Raw genomic sequence first — 17,192 nt, 5'->3', positions numbered from 1 at the left:
TTATTATTCTCGATTAAATAGTAACAAGATTATTAATATGACTCAATTAGGCACTTTTTTGTAACTACTTATGCTCTTTGTCACAAGATAAGTTACTGTTACTCCAATGAATCATACTCTCCATAATAGGAAGTAATTTTAATCCGCTATCACTTAAATAATAAGTAGACTCCATAGTGTTATTTATAGTTTTCTTCTCTTTTACAACTATTTTATTATTAATTAATAAATCTAATTGCTGTGTTAACATTTTTTTGCTACAACCTTCTATTTTCCTTTGTAGCTCTCCAAATCTTATTTTTTCACTTTTTATCTCCCAGATTATAACTGCAACCCATTTTTTACCTAATATATTAGACAAAGCTTCTACTGGACAATCATAAATTATTTCATCTATTTTGAACATTTTTTATCCTCCAATACATATTTATTTTCTTATTATACACTATAATAAAAAATACCTAAGAAATATATAATTATATAACTACTTAGGTATTTTTTTAGGTATATTAATTTTTTATCTATTCTTCCAAGTTAATATAGGTTTTTTCACTGCTCTTGCATCATCAACTCTACTAATAATAGTGTTATGAGGAGCTGAAGTCAATAGTTCTGGGCTCTCTCTTCCTTCTTTTGCTATGGATTTCATAGCTTCTATAAATTTATCTAAAGTCTCCAAGCTTTCTGTTTCAGTTGGTTCTATCATCATTGCTTCTCTAATTATTAATGGGAAGTAAACCGTTGGTGGATGATAGCCATAATCTAACATTCTTTTTGCAATATCCATTGTATTGTATTCTCCATGAGGTCCTTTTAATACAAATTCATGTTTACAAACTTCATCTATTGGCAAATCATAGTTCTCTTTTAGCTTTTCTTTTAAATAATTTGCATTTAAAACAGCCATTTGGCTTGCTTTTTTAAGTCCATCTTTACCCATAGTTAAGATGTATGCAAAAGATCTAACCATTACTGAAAAATTACCATAGTAATTTTTAATTTTTCCTATAGAGTCCTTTTTATCATAATTTAATATATATTTATCATCTACTTTTTCTATTGTTGGCACTGGTAAATAAGGAATTAAATCTTTTTTTACTCCTACTGGACCACTTCCAGGCCCTCCACCACCATGAGGTGCCGCAAATGTTTTGTGTAAATTCAAGTGAACTACATCAAATCCCATGTCTCCTGCTCTAGTTATTCCCATAATTGCATTTGTATTTGCTCCATCGTAATATAAAAGTCCTCCATCTTCATGAACTAGATTTGCTATTTCTTCTATATTTCTTTCAAACAATCCTAGAGTACTTGGATTAGTTAACATTAATGCAGCTACTTCATCATTTAGTACTTCTTTTAATTTATTTATATCAACTGCTCCATTTTTAGTTGATTCAACTTCAATAATATCAAACCCAGCCATATTTGCACTGGCAGGATTTGTTCCATGAGCAGAGTCTGGTACTATAACCTTAGTTCTTTTTAAATCGCCTCTACTTTCATGGTATTTTCTTATCATCATAAGCCCTGTATATTCTCCATGTGCTCCTGCAGAAGGCTGTAAAGTTACCTCATCCATTCCTGTTATTTCACATAACATTTTTGATAAATTGTACATTAATTCTAAAGATCCTTGTGATGTTTCAACTGGCTGATAAGGATGCATATTAGTAAATTTGCTAAGTGAAGCCATATCTTCATTTATTTTTGGATTATACTTCATAGTACAAGATCCTAGAGGGTAAAATCCTGTATCCACACCGAAATTCTTATTTGATAATAAAGTATAATGTCTTACTACATCTAACTCACTTAATTCAGGTAATTCTAAATCAGTTTTCTTTATCATATTATGATCTAGCATTTCATCTAGTTTTGTAAGTTCTACGTCTAGTTTTGGAAGAGAATAAGCTTTTCTTCCTTCCTTGGAAATTTCAATTAATAAGCTATTATATTCTTTCATTTTACATTCCCTCCATAATTCTCATTAATTTATCTATTTCATCTGCACTTCTTTTTTCAGTTACACAAATCATAGTGCAATCTGCCAATTCTGGATAATCTTTGCCTAAATCATATCCTCCAAGTATATTATTCTCTAACAATTTTTTATTTAGTTCCTTTATTTCAATTGGTGATTTCATCACAAATTCATTGAAGAATTTTCCTTTAAATAGTATCTGGAATTTTCCGCCTTTACTTATTTTCTTATATGCATGATGTGATTTTTGTATATTTTGCATTGCTACTTCCTCATAGCCTTTTTTACCCATAGTTGCCATATAAATTGCTGAGTTTAATGCACACAAACCTTGGTTAGAGCATATATTTGAAGTTGCTTTTTCACGTCTAACATGTTGTTCTCTGGTTTGAAGAGTTAAACAGTAACATCTATTTCCATCTCTATCTACTGTTTGACCAACTACTCTACCAGGCATTTTTCTTATTAAACCTGATTTTATAGCTAAGAATCCTACATATGGTCCGCCATAGTTTAATGCATTTCCTAAAGGCTGAGCATCTCCCACAGCTACATCTGCTCCTACTTCTCCTGGAGACTTTAGTACACTCAAAGTTATTGGATTTACACTTAATACATACATAGCTTTTTTGCCATGAGCTATTTGACCCACTTCATCAACGTCTTCTATAACACCAAAAAAGTTTGGGTTTTGAAGTAGTACACAAGCAGTGTTCTCGTCTACTACTTCATTCAATCTATTTAAATCCGTCATACCTAACTCCCTATCATAATCAACTTCCACAACTTCACAATTATTAAATTGTAAATAAGTTTTTAATATTTTTCTTGTTTCTGGATGAACAGTTTTTCCTACTACTACTTTTTTACGTCTAGTTTTTGAAACTGCTAATAAGCATCCTTCCACTGCTGCTGTTGCACCATCATACATAGATGCATTTGCTATATCCATTTTTGTTATTTCTGCTATCATTGATTGGAATTCAAATATACTTTGTAATGTTCCTTGGCTTATTTCTGCTTGATATGGTGTATATGCTGTGTAAAATTCACTTCTTGATGTAATATGTTTTATGATCGAAGGAACATAATGATCATAAGCCCCTGCTCCTAAAAAGCAAGTTAATTCTTCTGTACTTATATTTTTATCTGCTATGTTTTTTACTATTTGACTAACTTCTAATTCTGATTTTGATTCTTCTAACTGTAAATCTCTTTTTAATTTTAAACTGTCAGGTATGTCTGAGAATAGATCGTCTATTGTATTTACTTTACATGCTTTAAGCATTTTTTCTTCATCTTCATGAGTCGCTGGTATATATGAATATTGCTTATATTCTTCCTTTATTATTTCAGATTTTTTATATTGTTTTTTATAAAAAGGTCTTTTTACTATTACTGCACTTACAAGTTTTTTTCTTACTCTTACTCCTATTTCATTTCCAACTTTGGCATAATTACTATCTATAATTGCCATTCCTATAAATTTGTCTAAAGTAGGAGATTTAAGTCCAGTAGTAACAAATCCTATAACTTTATCATCTACTTCTACTTCATAGCCACTTCTTATCATACCTTTTCCTTGCATTTCAAAAGCAACTAATTTTCTTTGAGTTTCCTGTGACTTTAAACCAATTAAAGCTTCTTTACCTATAAAATTTTCTTTATTCAGTTTAACAAATATTCCTAACCCACCTTCTAGAGGAGATATTTCTTCACTTATTTCATGGCCATAAAGAGGTAAATTCACCTCTGCTCTTAAAGTATCTCTAGCCCCAAGACCTGCTGGTGTTATGCTATCTTTTCCTACTTCCAAAATATCATTCCATATTTTCTCTACTACATTTTCATCGCAGTATATTTCAAATCCGTCTTCACCAGTATAACCTGTTCTTGAAACTATACATTTTTCTCCACAAACCTCTATATTATTTTTGAATTTATAAAATTCTATATCATTTAAATTTATATTTACTAACTTAGATAATATTTCTTCAGCTTTTGGACCTTGTATTGCCAATTGAGAAACATAATTAGATACGTTACTTATATTTACATCAAATTCTTCACTTTGATTTTTAATCCATTCATAATCTTTATCTATATTACCAGCATTAATTACTAGTAAATAATTTTCTTCTTCTATCATATAAACTAACAAATCATCTACTGCCATTCCATTTTCATAACACATTGGTGAGTATATAATCTCTTCTGCTTTCAGGTTTGTAATGTCATTTGTAATTAAATACTGTATAAAATTAAATGCTTCTTTTCCCTTGACTTCAACTTCTCCCATGTGAGAAACATCAAATAGCCCAGCACTTCTTCTTACATAGTCATGTTCTTTAGTTGCACTTGCATACTCTAATGGCATTTCCCATCCTGCAAATTCAAACATTTTTGCATTTAATTTTTCATGTGTAGAAAATAACTTAGTTCTTTTTAACTCCATACATTCTATCATTCTCCTACTCCCCCATCACATTTTTTATATAAACATAAAAAAGAGGATATGCAGACACTACAAGTAGTAGCCACATATCCTCTGTTCATTTACCTGAAAGTTTTAGCGAGATAATCTCATTTTCTTCGTCGGTGACTTTCACTCTTAATGAGCAAAGTCTTTCCAGAGTTCCATCAATTTACGATATTCTTGCCTGAAAGTTTCTCTGAAAATTTAATGGCAATTTTCAGATTGCTTCTTCGGCCTTTTTACCTAAGTAAAAACGTCTCTCGTAAATATCATTTGGATTTATTTAATTCTAAAATCATTGTATGTGAGTTCATAATATTTTTCAACTGTTTTTGTTCATTTTCTTATATATTTTTTCTGATTTTTTCGACAATTCAAAATCATTAGATAATTAGATGTAATAAATATACAAAAGTGCTTATAAAAATTATAATCGCTTTTATCATACATTAAAGTTACTTAATAAAAATCAAAAACTTACCCCAATATTAGCCATTATAGTTCTGATATGAATTGCTAAACAACTATTATTTTTAATCTAAATTCGCAGTGGTTAAATCTTATACAAATCATTTTTCTTATATAGCTTGTGAAAATTTAGGTAATTTCACTATAAATTTTTTCCAAACAATACCTATTGTTATAACTTTTAACGGTATCATAATAGCTTCTTTAAGTAAACGCGTTGGTAATAATCCTATAAATCCTTTACCCATTAAAATAGATAACCAATAAGTATCAAGACCTAAATTTAAAATTATATCTATAACTAAAACAGTTCCTATTATTCTTGTCCACGTAACTGCCTTATTATGTAAAAATACTCCATATACTATTCCCGACAATATGGCCGTAAGTGTAAATCCTGGGAAAAAAGCTCCTGTTGGAAATAGTACTACACCTATAATATCTGCTATACCATTTGCAACACCAGACCATATTGGTCCGTACATAATAGCAATTATAGCCACCGGTAAAAAACCGAATCCTATTCTAACTATAGGCGTTTGTATAGAGCAAAATCTAGTTAATATTATTTGTAATGCAACTAATAAACTAGTCTGAACTAGTCTTTTAACATTAAATTTTTTATTCATAAATTTCCTCCTAAATTTGGTTAGCACATAAATAAGTGATTCATGTGTGGAGTTATCAAAAATGATAAATTCTTTATATATATTTTTATTATCATCTATTGATTAGCCTATCTATTAAATTTAAATAACTTAATTAAATTGTAGCACAAAGGTTTTTAAAATAATTAGATTATTAACCTTTTTACAGTAAATCCAATAAATAATTCTATGTAAATAAAAAAAGACACATAAACATAAATGTTTATGTGTCTTAATTATTATTAAATTATATAATTTTAGTAATAATATGGAGAAGAGAACATAAATAAAAATGTTCCTAATGCACCTATCAATAATAAAAAAACTATGGTAATTATAGCTAATATTATTGGTATTGCTATATTAACTCCACCTTTATTTAATATTAATCTTTGCTTTATATCCTCTCCCATATTAGTGAAAGAATTTAATTGCTTTTGTATATGTTTTAAATAAGCTATATTTCCATATAATCCTGAAATCACTGCTATGGCTATACTTGCAATTAATGATACAGTTGGCATCAGCAATCCAATTAATATATCTGCTACAATAAGTCCAAAACCTATAACATACATTTTTCTATATAAAAACCACCATGAATTGAAGAAAAATGCAGCCCAGTTCCAACTAGTAGATTTATATATCTCTTGGATTTCCTTAAATTTAGGTATATAATATTCTTCTTTCGTTTGTATAAATTTAACCATATCTCTATTATCAAAGTCAGCTCTATAATTTTCATCATAATTATTATCTGTAAAACTTCTATATGTTTCATTATTTTTTATAGCATCTTTAATATTTTCAGTAGTACTTTTTATACTATCCTCTATTGTTATTAATTTATTTCCACAATTTGTACAAAACTTAGCATCTTTTGAACTTTTTTTCCCACATTTTGAGCAATATATGAACCTATTATCTTCAGCCATAATTTTCTCTCCTTAAATATTTTTTAATAAGTATTTTTATTTTACTATTATTAATATATTCTTACAATAGAGTCTAATAATATATTTCATTAATTATTTTACTTTATATGCAATAAAAGTTAATGGATTATTCTGTGGCATTAAAACATAATATAAAGTTTCACAATATAATATAAGCCATATTTCATCTAGTCTAATTAAATAAAATACGGCTTAATTCATTATTTTGTTAAAGATATATATTTTTTTGAAGTTAGTAAGTAATAAATAAAATAAATTACTGAGAAAATGCCAGTGGTTAATATTGTAGAGAATCTTCCATCTTGGTTAAACAAATTTGTTACTGCATAACTAGCTACTGCGCTATGAACAATAGCTACTATAGCTGGAAATAAGAAAAATATTCCCACTTGTTTATAAATAGATTTATTAATATATTCTTGATTTGTTCCGATTTTTCTCAATGTATCAAATCTTGGCTTATCTTTACTTGCATCAGAAATACATTTAAAGTACATAATACTTCCTACAGATATTATAAATACCAATGACATAAATAGACCTATAAAGTAAATTGCATTTATAAAATTATACCTATCTTCATTGAAATTATCTACACTATAAGGTTTCATATTACTGTTTTTCTTTATATCTTTCACTATATTGGCACTATTATCAAAGTTTTCTAAGGTGATACAAGATATATTTTCTGTATCTTTATTTAAGTCTTTTTTTAAAGAATTAAATGTACTATCGTTTACAATAACAGATGGAAGATTACCTCTAAAAAATCCAAATAAATTCATTGCATAATAGTCAATTATTTTAATATTTTTATTACCTAAATCAAAATCCACTTTAAAGTCAAAGGCATTTATTAAGTTTTTAGGAATTATTAATATTGCTTCATTATCTTTTATCTGTGTATTTAAAAATTTATTCTCATTATCCAGGTCTCTATACTCACATATTTTTTTTATATCTGAATATTTTATAAAATCCATATTACCTGCAAACATAAACGGTGATTCTTTTTTACCATTTTCAGTAATATCAATATACATAAGCTCAGTTTGTAGTTTAAAATCAACCTTCTCATCACTTTTGTTTAAAGCTTCTTGAACAACCTTATTATCTAAATTTCCTTCATAGGTTATACTGTATGGATATTCAGATTCTTTACCTTCAGTAAAAACAGTCCTAGTGGCAATAGATACTATTACACAAGTTAAGCAACAAGTTATTAATACTGCAATTTGACCTAGAACTTTATTATTATCTCTTATTCTAAAAATTATATTATTGTAACTTAATACATTAGTATTTTTATATAAGAAGTTTTTATTATTAATTAATTTTGACACTAAAAAGGTGAAAAATCCTTTAAACAATAGCATTGTTCCTATTATAACCATAATTACTGTAGCAAATATGGCAATTGGAAATGGTATATTATATCTTTTGTAATATAAAATCACAGCATAAGCTAAAACTATAACTATTAATCCTAAAATACCTTGTAAAGTCTTATTTTTACTATTATCACTTTGATATATATTTGTTGCATTAATAAGTTTTGTTATATCAGTTTTTAATAAAACTATATATTCTTTAATAAAAACACAGACTAATATACATAAAAAAATTAAACTAGTTATTAAAATGGCTTCTTTTGAAATTTCAAACCTCATCACAGTGCTTACTTTAGAAATTTTAGCCAATGCCATTAAAAATAATTTATTAGTTAAAATTCCACCAAGTATACCACCAGCTAAAGCTATTATACCTGTTAGCAATCCTTCACCAGCAAATAGTAAAGCTATTTTATTATTTTCAACACCCATAAAAGTGTAAATACCAAATTCTTTTTTTCTTTGCTCTATAAAAAAACTACTTGAATAAGAAATAAAAAACACGAAAAATAAACACAATACTAATGCACAAACACCTGCTAAAGATGATATTACATTTAAATCCTGTATCTGTCTAAATTGTTCACTAAACATCAATGTTATAAAGTTATAAAATACTACAATAGAAAATACCATAGAAAATATGTACATTCCATAGTTTTTCAAATTTTGTTTTAAGTTCATAAAGGAAAGTTTAAAGAAGTTCATTTACTTCACCTCCCATGGAAGTAAGTAAATTCATTATACTATTGTAAAATTCTTTTCTATTTCCTGAGCTATCTATCCTAGCATTTAGTTTTCCATCTTTCATAAAGATAACCTTTTTAGAGTAACTTGCACTAAATGGATCGTGTGTAACCATAATAACTGTCACGTTAAATTTTTCATTCATATCTTTTAAACAATTTAATAACTCTGATGATGATTTTGAATCTAGCGCTCCTGTTGGCTCATCAGCAAAAATTATCTTTGGTGATGTTATAAGAGCTCTAGCTGTTGCTGCTCTTTGTTTTTGTCCTCCAGATAATTCATAAGGATATTTTTTAAGATGAGCCTCTATTCCAAAAAACTTAGCAAGTCTCATAACTTCTTCTTTTATTTTGCTTTGTTTTTCATTACCAATTACAAGAGGTAGGGCTATATTATCCTCCACGCTCATGCTATCTAATAAGTTATAATCCTGAAAAATAAAACCAATATTATCTCTTCTAAATTTAGATAGCTCTTTGTTATTCATTTTACTTATATCTTTATTCGCATAATATACATTTCCTGATGTAGGTTTATCTACTGTTGATAAAATATTTAGCAAAGTAGTTTTTCCTGCTCCAGAAGGTCCCATTATGGATAAAAATTCGCCTTCTTTTACGTCTAAATTAATATCTTTTAATATCTTAAATGTATTTTTATTATTTTTAATATCTTTTTTCAAATTAATAGTTTTTAACATATTACCCTCCAAATTTCTAATATTTATTATACTTATATTTTATAGGTTTAAGGTATTTGCTTCCATCTCTTAACCTAACACTTTGGAGATAATATGTGTCATTTATGTCACATTGAAGTAATCTGATAAGTTGTAGAAAGTAATATATATATCACAAAATTCATTTGGCGTTGATATTACATTTATATCGTGACTTAATTTATTTAAGATTTTCTTTGATATATAAAGTCCCATACCCGTTGATTTTGTTTTCTTTCTTCCATTTTCTCCAGTGAATCCTTTGTCAAATATTCTTTCTATATCTTGAGGTACAATTCCCATACCATGGTCTTTTATATGAAGTTCACATGCTTTTTTATTTTCCTTCAAATAAATTTCTATTTTTCCACCCATATGACTATACTTGATTGCATTATCAATTATTAGCTCAATTATATGAGTAATCCATTTTTTATCAGTAAGAACAGTTTTATTTAACTGATTAACATTCAAATCAATTTTGTTATATATAAATTGATATTTATTTTTCTTTATTACTTCTTTTACTACTTGATCCAAGTTTACTTCATTTATTATAAAGTCTGAATTATAGTTTCCTGCTCGACTTGAATACATTGCTTGTTCCACTAGTTTATCTATACGACTAACTTCACTGTTAATTTGCTTAGATAATTCCCTCCTATTATCAATTTCATTTACTCTTTTTCCTATTATTTGGAGAACCGAAATTGGAATCTTCACTTCATGAATCCAGTTTGTCATGTAATCATTTATATCTTCTAATTCATTTCTTAAACTATCTACTTCTTTCTCATTCTCTTCAATTAAATGTTTTACATTCTTATAAATATAATCCCTTTCCAAATCATCATGTTCTTCTCTTATGTTATGTATTGAATTTATAAGTTTTTTTATTTTTTTCTTATAATTGCCATATCCAATAAATATGAAAATAACAACAGATAAAATTGATAAAATATCAATATAAATTAAAGTATCCATACTATTACTTAAATTAGGATCTAGTAGCATGGTAACATCAACTATTAACATTATTAAAATTATTAAAATCAAAAATATTTTTACTTCTCTTAAATATTTTATTAAACTCATTTTATTATATATCCTTGTCCTTTTTTAGTTTCTATAAAGTCATTTAGTCCTATTGAGTCTAGTTTCTTTCTCAACCTATTAACATTTACTGTTAAAGTATTTTCACTTATAAATTCATCTGTATCCCAAAGTTCTTCTATTATTTCATCTCTACTTACGATTTTTTCTTGATTTTCCATTAATATTTTCATTATTTTCAACTCATTTTTAGTAAGCTCTGTATTTTCATCTTTAAAGTATATCTTGGCGTCAACTATATTCAGTGTTATATCTTTGAATTTTATTATTTCACTTTTTAAGTCATTATTATAAGAATAAGTTCTTCTAAGTATGGCTTGAATTTTTGCAACTAAAATTTGTGGCGAGAAAGGTTTAGTAATGTAGTCATCTCCCCCCATATTTATGGACATTATTATATCCATATCATTATCTCTAGAAGAAATAAATATTATTGGCACTTTCATAAAATTTCTAATTTGTGAACACCAATAAAATCCATCATAACAAGGTAAATTAACATCCATTAAAATTAATTTTGGATTACATTGTAAAACCTCATCTGTTATATTTTCAAAATCATTCACTTCACAAGCGCTGTATCCCCACTTACTTAAAGTTAAGCTAATTTCTCTGCTTAAAGCTATATCATCTTCTATTATAAAAATATCCATTATTATATCCCTCCTTATTTTTTATTTTCAAATCAATATTATTATATATTAATTATAATCCATTCTATTGTTTTTCTTTCAATTTGTATATCATTAAGATTTGATTTTAGATAATATTTAGCTTATTTTATTATTTTTATGTAAATAATAAATAGAACTATTTAAACTAATTGGAGGTGTATTTTTTGAATTATAAAAATACCATAAATCATAATTGTAATATTAAGTGCCCTAAATGCAATCATACATACCCATATGACTTTAAAATTGAAGGTTTGATAAAAACTACTAATAAAAGAGGCTCTGTTGAAAATTCCTTTGAATTTTTAACTTATTTAATTTGTAAAAATCCATTATGCAATTACGATATTGAAATCAAAGGAGAAGCTATTTTAAGTTCTTCAAATAATCTGGATTCAATAAAAATCACTTCTATTAAATAATATAAAGAGCTCATAAAATATGAGCTCTTTATATTATTTAATTACTTTATTTATTAATCTGTTTTTTTTAGCATGATCAAATGCAATATCTGATGGTTAAAAGTTAATTTTTTATTAACTAATTTATAGCTATTTTTAATTAAATCCATATAAACTGTAATACACTAAAAATAAGTTAACTACGTCTCCATAACTTGCTGTACCTTCTTTTACTCCATTAGCTTTTAAATAATTGTTATTCATTTTGTCTGATACTTCATTTACCTTTCCTTCATATTTACTCCAAAACTCACTACTATTATTTAAGTCATTTTTTACTGATTGAGATAAATTACTACTTAAATCTTTAAATTTATCATAGTCTACTTTTGCAAGAGCTGATGCTGTGTATTTAAGTGCTAATATATATCCTGAGTATTGAAAATCAAAGTCTCCATTATTTATACAAGCTAAATAAGCTAAAAAGTTACACTCATCTTCACTGCCATAACCCCTTTGATGAGCCATTTCATGTAATGTGGTAAAAGGAATATAAATATCTGGTGCAGCAATATTTACATTTGCTTCTCCTGTAAAAGGTGAGTAAATTCCTGTTATTCCTGTGTAACATAATAAATTTGAGTTCAATATTGCTTTTGCATGAGCATAATTTCCTATTTTATTTAAATTTAAAATACTAACATTTTCATATCCATTATTAGCTCTTTTCAAAACTTCTTTGCGATTTGTATTACATTTCATTACATTTTTATCATCTTCCAAAACTTTATTCCTTGTATCATTACATTTTCCAACTAAAAACTTATATAAATTTACTAAATCATCTTTATCATAATTAACGTTTTTAATATTTTCATTATGACTTATATTATAATCTGCAATTAACGAGTCTTTCAAATCCATGCGATTGTAATTTATTCCCCATAATACAACAAACAGAAAATAAACTATACCTACTACGGATATTATATTTAATATTGAATTTTTTAAGTAAACAAAAGTCTTTCTAGGATTTTTAAGTATAAAATAAATTGAGTAAATCAAAAATATTAACATAGACAATACTGCAATATAAATTAGAATTTCAAATAAAGAAAAAGGAAAAATACTAAAAATCTTACTCATAAATTTTATAATGTATATGTTAATTCCATTGGAATAATATTTCTCCACCAAATTCGGCATATTATTTGTGATTACATTAAGTAAAACACCTAGTATTAACAAGGAAATAGATATAATTCTAAACTTTTTTATTACCATCACCACCTTTATTTCTAATAACTATATTATAAGTTTATTTTTGATATATTGGTAAAAAAATAAAGAAGCAATAGAAAATAGCAAAAACTAATTCATTACTTCTTTACCAAATAAATTCTAAGCTTTAATACATTTACTCCACAGAACAAATGCAATAACTATTAAAATTATGCTATATCCTATTAATGCATATACATTAAACAACGCCAAATAATTTATTCCTACTCCTACGCATAAAATAACCATACCTAATAAAGTATTAATTAAATTTTGACTTTTATTTACGTCTCCAAATTTTAGTGTAAAAGGCAAGGCATTTTTACCTAACATATGCTCAATGACTATGAAAACTAATAAGAATGCAAAAGCAATAATTAAAATTGGCAATACTTTAGTACCAAAAATGACTATGAAAATGATACTTTCAAATAAATATAATGGTAATAATATATTGGCTAATAATGCTTTATATGCACCTTTATATATATTAGATTTATCACTTATATAAGTTGTTTCATAAATCCATGCACCTTTATAATCATTAGAATATTGTAGTGTCATTAATAGTGTAGGAACCATAAAAATAAACCAATAAATATTTAATGACATATATAACGATATATTTTTTATTTCACTTATAGAATCCATTGAATACATAAATATGAATAATAGTGGAAATACAATATCAAATCCTAAGCTAGGATATGTCATAAGTTTAAATTCTCTTTCTCTTTTTATTATAGAAGCAGAAAGATCATAAACTGCTTTTTCTTCATTATTTCTGCATGTCCATTTTCCAATTCTATAAAAAAGTCTATTTTTCTTTTCTTTTTCACTATCTTTTGCAATGTTTAATTTAGAAAGAGAATCTTCAAACTTAGATGTATTCTTTATATATAAACTAATGGCTATTATTGGTACAATAACTGCTAATATAATTAAAATAATTATTATTTTATTAATTTGACCTCCATCAATCACATGTAAAGGTGATGCAAACCACATAGGTGGTAAAAATAAGTTCCATATATTACTTTTGTATACTATATTTATATCAACTATATCAAACATTCTACCTAAAAATTGATAACTTATCGTCATTATTATCGTTAATCCTATTTGAACAAAATTTATTATGTCTTTAACTTTTTCACCATCAAAAAATCTTAAAATCAATAGATATAATAGTGCAGTTATTACAACCATAAATACATCTATTACCATTAATTCTAATATAAAAATAATTCCTATTAAAATACCTGATTTAAATGAACCTATTATTGCAAGCCAAGATAATGCCAATGAAGTTAGAAAGATATAATAACATATATGTGTTAGCTTTGCTGCATTAATTGTCTTATTATCAACACCTTTAGTCCCTATTATATTCTTATCTCTCACATCTAAAAGAACACTTGAAAAATCTGATATAAAAATTGTTAATATAAAAAACATAAACATACCAAAAACTATGGTATAAGTATACATAGTATTAAATGGAAACATTGTTATTATTCCAATGAAAATACCCATAATTGCATACATGATTAATGCTTTATTAAATGAATTTTTGTCCTCTTTGTCACCTTCACTATTAGAGTTTTGCATTACTGTAGATGTTCTTCTACTATCAAGAGTCAATTTCATACTTAAAATTATTCTCATACTTTCATAATCTACGCCCATTTTAGTATATATGCTCTTAAATTTATCTAAAATATTTAAAAATTTATATTCTTTCATATTACTCACCTACTTAATTGCCATTGCAATTTTATCTGCAATTTCTTTGTGATTGTTAAATCCAGTCATTTCATTAAATATTTCTTCCAGTGATCCTTCATGAGAACTTTCTTTAAGTTCTTTAAAACTTCCGTCAGCAACTATTTTCCCATTATTAAGAAGAACAATTCTATGACTTATTTTCTCTACCACATCCATAATATGAGATGAATAAAAAATAGTCTTTCCTTCCTTTGCAAAAATTTCAAGAAGCTCCTTTACAATCATTACAGAATTAGCATCTAGTCCACTTAGGGGCTCATCTAAAAATAGTATATCTGGGTTATGAATAATACTAGAAATAAGTATTAATTTTTGTCTCATTCCTTTGGAAAATGTTAATATCCTTGTGTTCAAATAATCTGCTATTCCAAATAAACTCATAAGTTCCTTTGCTTTTATTGTTGATGTCTCTATATCTAAATCGTATAATTGACCAATAAAATTTAAATATTCCATTGCAGTTAAGCTTTCATATACGTCTGATACTTCTGGCACATAACCTATTTTCTTTTTATATTCGCCTTTTGTATTTTTAATATTTTTATCAAATATTATTACATCCCCTTCATATCCATCTACAATTCCCAGCATAATTTTTACAGTTGTGCTCTTACCTGCACCATTGGCACCTATATATCCAATAATTTCTCCTCTTTTTACTTGGAGATCAACACCTTTTAATACTTCTTTTCCTCCAAATTGCTTTCTCAAATTTCTTAGTTCTAATATTACCTCATACATATCTCAATCCCCTTTATATATATAGATTCAAAACTTTTATAAGATCATAAAAATTATTAAATAACAAATATTAATGTTTTGCAACTACTAATTATTTTATAAGACTTATTAAACCTAGTCTATAATATATAAAGATTAAAAAAGTATCTTACGCAATTGTAAGATACTTTTTTAATCTTTATTCTTATCCAAATAGGCTTAGTAAAATACCTGCTGCTACTGCTGAGCCTATAACGCCTGCAACATTCGGTCCCATAGCATGCATTAATATAAAGTTTCCTGGACATTCTTCTTGAGCAACTTTTTGAGATACTCTAGCTGCCATTGGAACTGCTGATACACCAGCTGAACCGATTAGTGGATTTACTTTTTCCTTACATATTAAGTTCATTAATTTAGCAAATAATACACCTGCTGCTGTTCCTATACCAAATGCCAATACTCCAAGTCCAAATATCATAAGAGTTTGAGAACTTAAGAATATGCTTGCTTCTGCAGATGCACCAACTGATACACCTAAGAAAATAGTTACTATATTCATTAATGCATTTGAAGCTGTATCAGATAATCTATCTGTAGCACCAGACTCTTTAAGTAAATTACCAAACATAAGCATTCCTATTAAAGTAGCTGCTGATGGTAATAATAATGATACTACAATTGTAACCGCTATTGGAAATATTATTTTTGCTTTTTTAGAAACTGGTTTAGATTGAGTCATAACTATACATCTTTCTTCTTTAGTAGTTAAAGCTCTCATTATTGGCGGTTGAATTATTGGAACTAATGCCATATAAGAATACGCCGCAACTGCTATTGGTGCTAATAAGTGCGGTGCTAATTTAGTTGCTAAATATATTGCTGTTGGTCCATCTGCTCCACCTATTATACCTATTGATGCTGCTGCTTGTGCTCCAAATCCTAATACTAAAGCACCTAAAAAAGTTGTAAATATACCAAATTGTGCTGCTGCACCTAATAATATACTTTTAGGATTTGCTATTAACGGTCCAAAATCTGTCATAGCACCCACTCCTAAGAAAATTAATGGAGGAAATATTCCAAGTTCATCTCCTAAAAATAAATACCCTAACATTCCTCCTGGAGCTTGTGTGCTAATATGTGCTGATGCTCCTTCCTTTAATGCCTCTACTCCTTCAGGTGATATAAGCTGTATTTTAGAAACTGCTTCATTCATAACTCCTGATAATGGAAGGTTTGATAATAACATACCAAATGCTATTGGAATTAATAATAATGGTTCAAATCCTTTAGCAATGGCCAAATATAATAGAACACACGATACTAGTATCATTACCATCTGTTGCCAAGTTATATTGACAATCCCCATTGTTTGTATAAAATTTATTATAACCTCTCCCACGGGTTTTTCCCCCTTCTATCTATATTTAAAATTATCCTATTCTAACTAATAAATCTCCTGAGCTAACAGAAGCACCTTTAATAGCTTTTACTTCTTTTACTGTACCATTAGCTGGAGCTAATATTTCATTTTCCATCTTCATAGCTTCTAATATTAATAAAATATCACCCTTAGCAACATTTTGACCTTCACTTATCTTAACATCACTTATTGTTCCTGGCATTGGTGCTAATACATTTCCGCTTCCTCTTACAGGATCTGACGTAGCTTTTTTTTGAGCTACTTCCTGTTTTTCAGTAGGTTTAGATATTACTTGATCTTGTGGTCTTACAATACTTTCAACACTTGCTCCTAGTTCTTCAACTTGAACTTCATAAGTATTTCCATTTACTACTATATTGTAATTTTTTATCATTATTA

15 protein-coding genes and 1 riboswitch are annotated in these 17,192 nt (G+C 27.0%); of the genes, 1 reads left to right on the top strand and 14 read right to left on the bottom strand.

Going from position 1 to position 17,192, the window contains the following annotated elements:
- Positions 1 to 64 precede the first annotated feature (64 nt).
- From TEGL_RS03145 to TEGL_RS03105, 9 genes are all read right to left on the bottom strand, one after another.
- Complete coding sequence (locus TEGL_RS03145; protein ID WP_018592350.1) at positions 65 to 406, bottom strand: winged helix-turn-helix transcriptional regulator; 342 nt, start codon at positions 404 to 406, stop codon at positions 65 to 67.
- Between the two features lie 111 nt (positions 407 to 517).
- A complete protein-coding gene (gene gcvPB, locus TEGL_RS03140) occupies positions 518 to 1,966 on the bottom strand; it encodes an aminomethyl-transferring glycine dehydrogenase subunit GcvPB (RefSeq protein WP_018592351.1) in 1,449 nt (482 codons plus the stop codon).
- 1 nt (position 1,967) lies between these two features.
- On the bottom strand, positions 1,968 to 4,451 hold the full coding sequence (gcvPA, locus tag TEGL_RS03135) for an aminomethyl-transferring glycine dehydrogenase subunit GcvPA (protein ID WP_018592352.1): 2,484 nt from the start codon (positions 4,449 to 4,451) through the stop codon (positions 1,968 to 1,970).
- A 171-nt stretch (positions 4,452 to 4,622) separates the two neighbouring features.
- A riboswitch (glycine riboswitch) is annotated at positions 4,623 to 4,733 on the bottom strand.
- A gap of 305 nt (positions 4,734 to 5,038) precedes the next feature.
- A complete protein-coding gene (locus TEGL_RS03130) occupies positions 5,039 to 5,557 on the bottom strand; it encodes a folate family ECF transporter S component (RefSeq protein WP_018592353.1) in 519 nt (172 codons plus the stop codon).
- 275 nt (positions 5,558 to 5,832) lie between these two features.
- Positions 5,833 to 6,510: a DUF2628 domain-containing protein gene (locus TEGL_RS03125; protein WP_018592354.1), complete on the bottom strand. Its 678-nt coding sequence runs from the start codon at positions 6,508 to 6,510 to the stop codon at positions 5,833 to 5,835.
- 221 nt (positions 6,511 to 6,731) lie between these two features.
- On the bottom strand, positions 6,732 to 8,630 hold the full coding sequence (locus TEGL_RS03120) for an FtsX-like permease family protein (protein WP_018592355.1): 1,899 nt from the start codon (positions 8,628 to 8,630) through the stop codon (positions 6,732 to 6,734).
- A complete protein-coding gene (locus TEGL_RS03115; RefSeq protein WP_018592356.1) occupies positions 8,617 to 9,372 on the bottom strand; it encodes an ABC transporter ATP-binding protein in 756 nt (251 codons plus the stop codon). The genes TEGL_RS03120 and TEGL_RS03115 overlap by 14 nt, the downstream gene beginning before the upstream one ends.
- Before the next feature lie 102 nt (positions 9,373 to 9,474).
- Positions 9,475 to 10,485, bottom strand: coding sequence for a sensor histidine kinase (locus tag TEGL_RS03110; protein ID WP_018592357.1), 1,011 nt, complete (start codon positions 10,483 to 10,485; stop codon positions 9,475 to 9,477).
- Entirely contained in the window at positions 10,482 to 11,156 is a 675-nt protein-coding gene (locus tag TEGL_RS03105) for a response regulator transcription factor (RefSeq protein WP_018592358.1), read from the bottom strand. Before TEGL_RS03105 ends, TEGL_RS03110 begins: the two co-directional genes overlap by 4 nt.
- Before the next feature lie 185 nt (positions 11,157 to 11,341).
- Here TEGL_RS03105 and TEGL_RS03100 point away from each other — a divergent pair, with 185 nt between their 5' ends.
- Positions 11,342 to 11,599: a hypothetical protein gene (locus tag TEGL_RS03100; protein ID WP_018592359.1), complete on the top strand. Its 258-nt coding sequence runs from the start codon at positions 11,342 to 11,344 to the stop codon at positions 11,597 to 11,599.
- 135 nt (positions 11,600 to 11,734) lie between these two features.
- On the opposite strand, the gene TEGL_RS03095 is transcribed toward TEGL_RS03100, so the two are convergent.
- The 5 genes from TEGL_RS03095 to TEGL_RS03075 form a co-directional block, all read right to left on the bottom strand.
- On the bottom strand, positions 11,735 to 12,862 hold the full coding sequence (locus tag TEGL_RS03095; RefSeq protein ID WP_018592360.1) for a DUF3810 domain-containing protein: 1,128 nt from the start codon (positions 12,860 to 12,862) through the stop codon (positions 11,735 to 11,737).
- A 117-nt stretch (positions 12,863 to 12,979) separates the two neighbouring features.
- Positions 12,980 to 14,605, bottom strand: a complete 1,626-nt coding sequence (locus tag TEGL_RS03090) for a hypothetical protein (RefSeq protein ID WP_018592361.1) — start codon at positions 14,603 to 14,605, stop codon at positions 12,980 to 12,982.
- Positions 14,606 to 14,614: 9 nt separating this feature from the next.
- Entirely contained in the window at positions 14,615 to 15,388 is a 774-nt protein-coding gene (locus TEGL_RS03085; RefSeq protein ID WP_018592362.1) for an ABC transporter ATP-binding protein, read from the bottom strand.
- Positions 15,389 to 15,572: 184 nt separating this feature from the next.
- Complete coding sequence (locus TEGL_RS03080; RefSeq protein WP_334290559.1) at positions 15,573 to 16,739, bottom strand: sodium ion-translocating decarboxylase subunit beta; 1,167 nt, start codon at positions 16,737 to 16,739, stop codon at positions 15,573 to 15,575.
- A gap of 64 nt (positions 16,740 to 16,803) precedes the next feature.
- Positions 16,804 to 17,187 carry a biotin/lipoyl-containing protein gene (locus tag TEGL_RS03075; protein WP_018592364.1) on the bottom strand — a complete coding sequence of 128 codons (384 nt, stop codon included), beginning with the start codon at positions 17,185 to 17,187 and terminating at the stop codon, positions 16,804 to 16,806.
- Positions 17,188 to 17,192: the final 5 nt, after the last annotated feature.

This window comes from Terrisporobacter glycolicus ATCC 14880 = DSM 1288, from assembly GCF_036812735.1.
GTDB lineage: Bacteria > Bacillota > Clostridia > Peptostreptococcales > Peptostreptococcaceae > Terrisporobacter > Terrisporobacter glycolicus.
The sequence above is the reverse complement of the archived record's forward strand: the minus strand, read 5'-3'. Positions and strand labels throughout refer to the sequence as shown.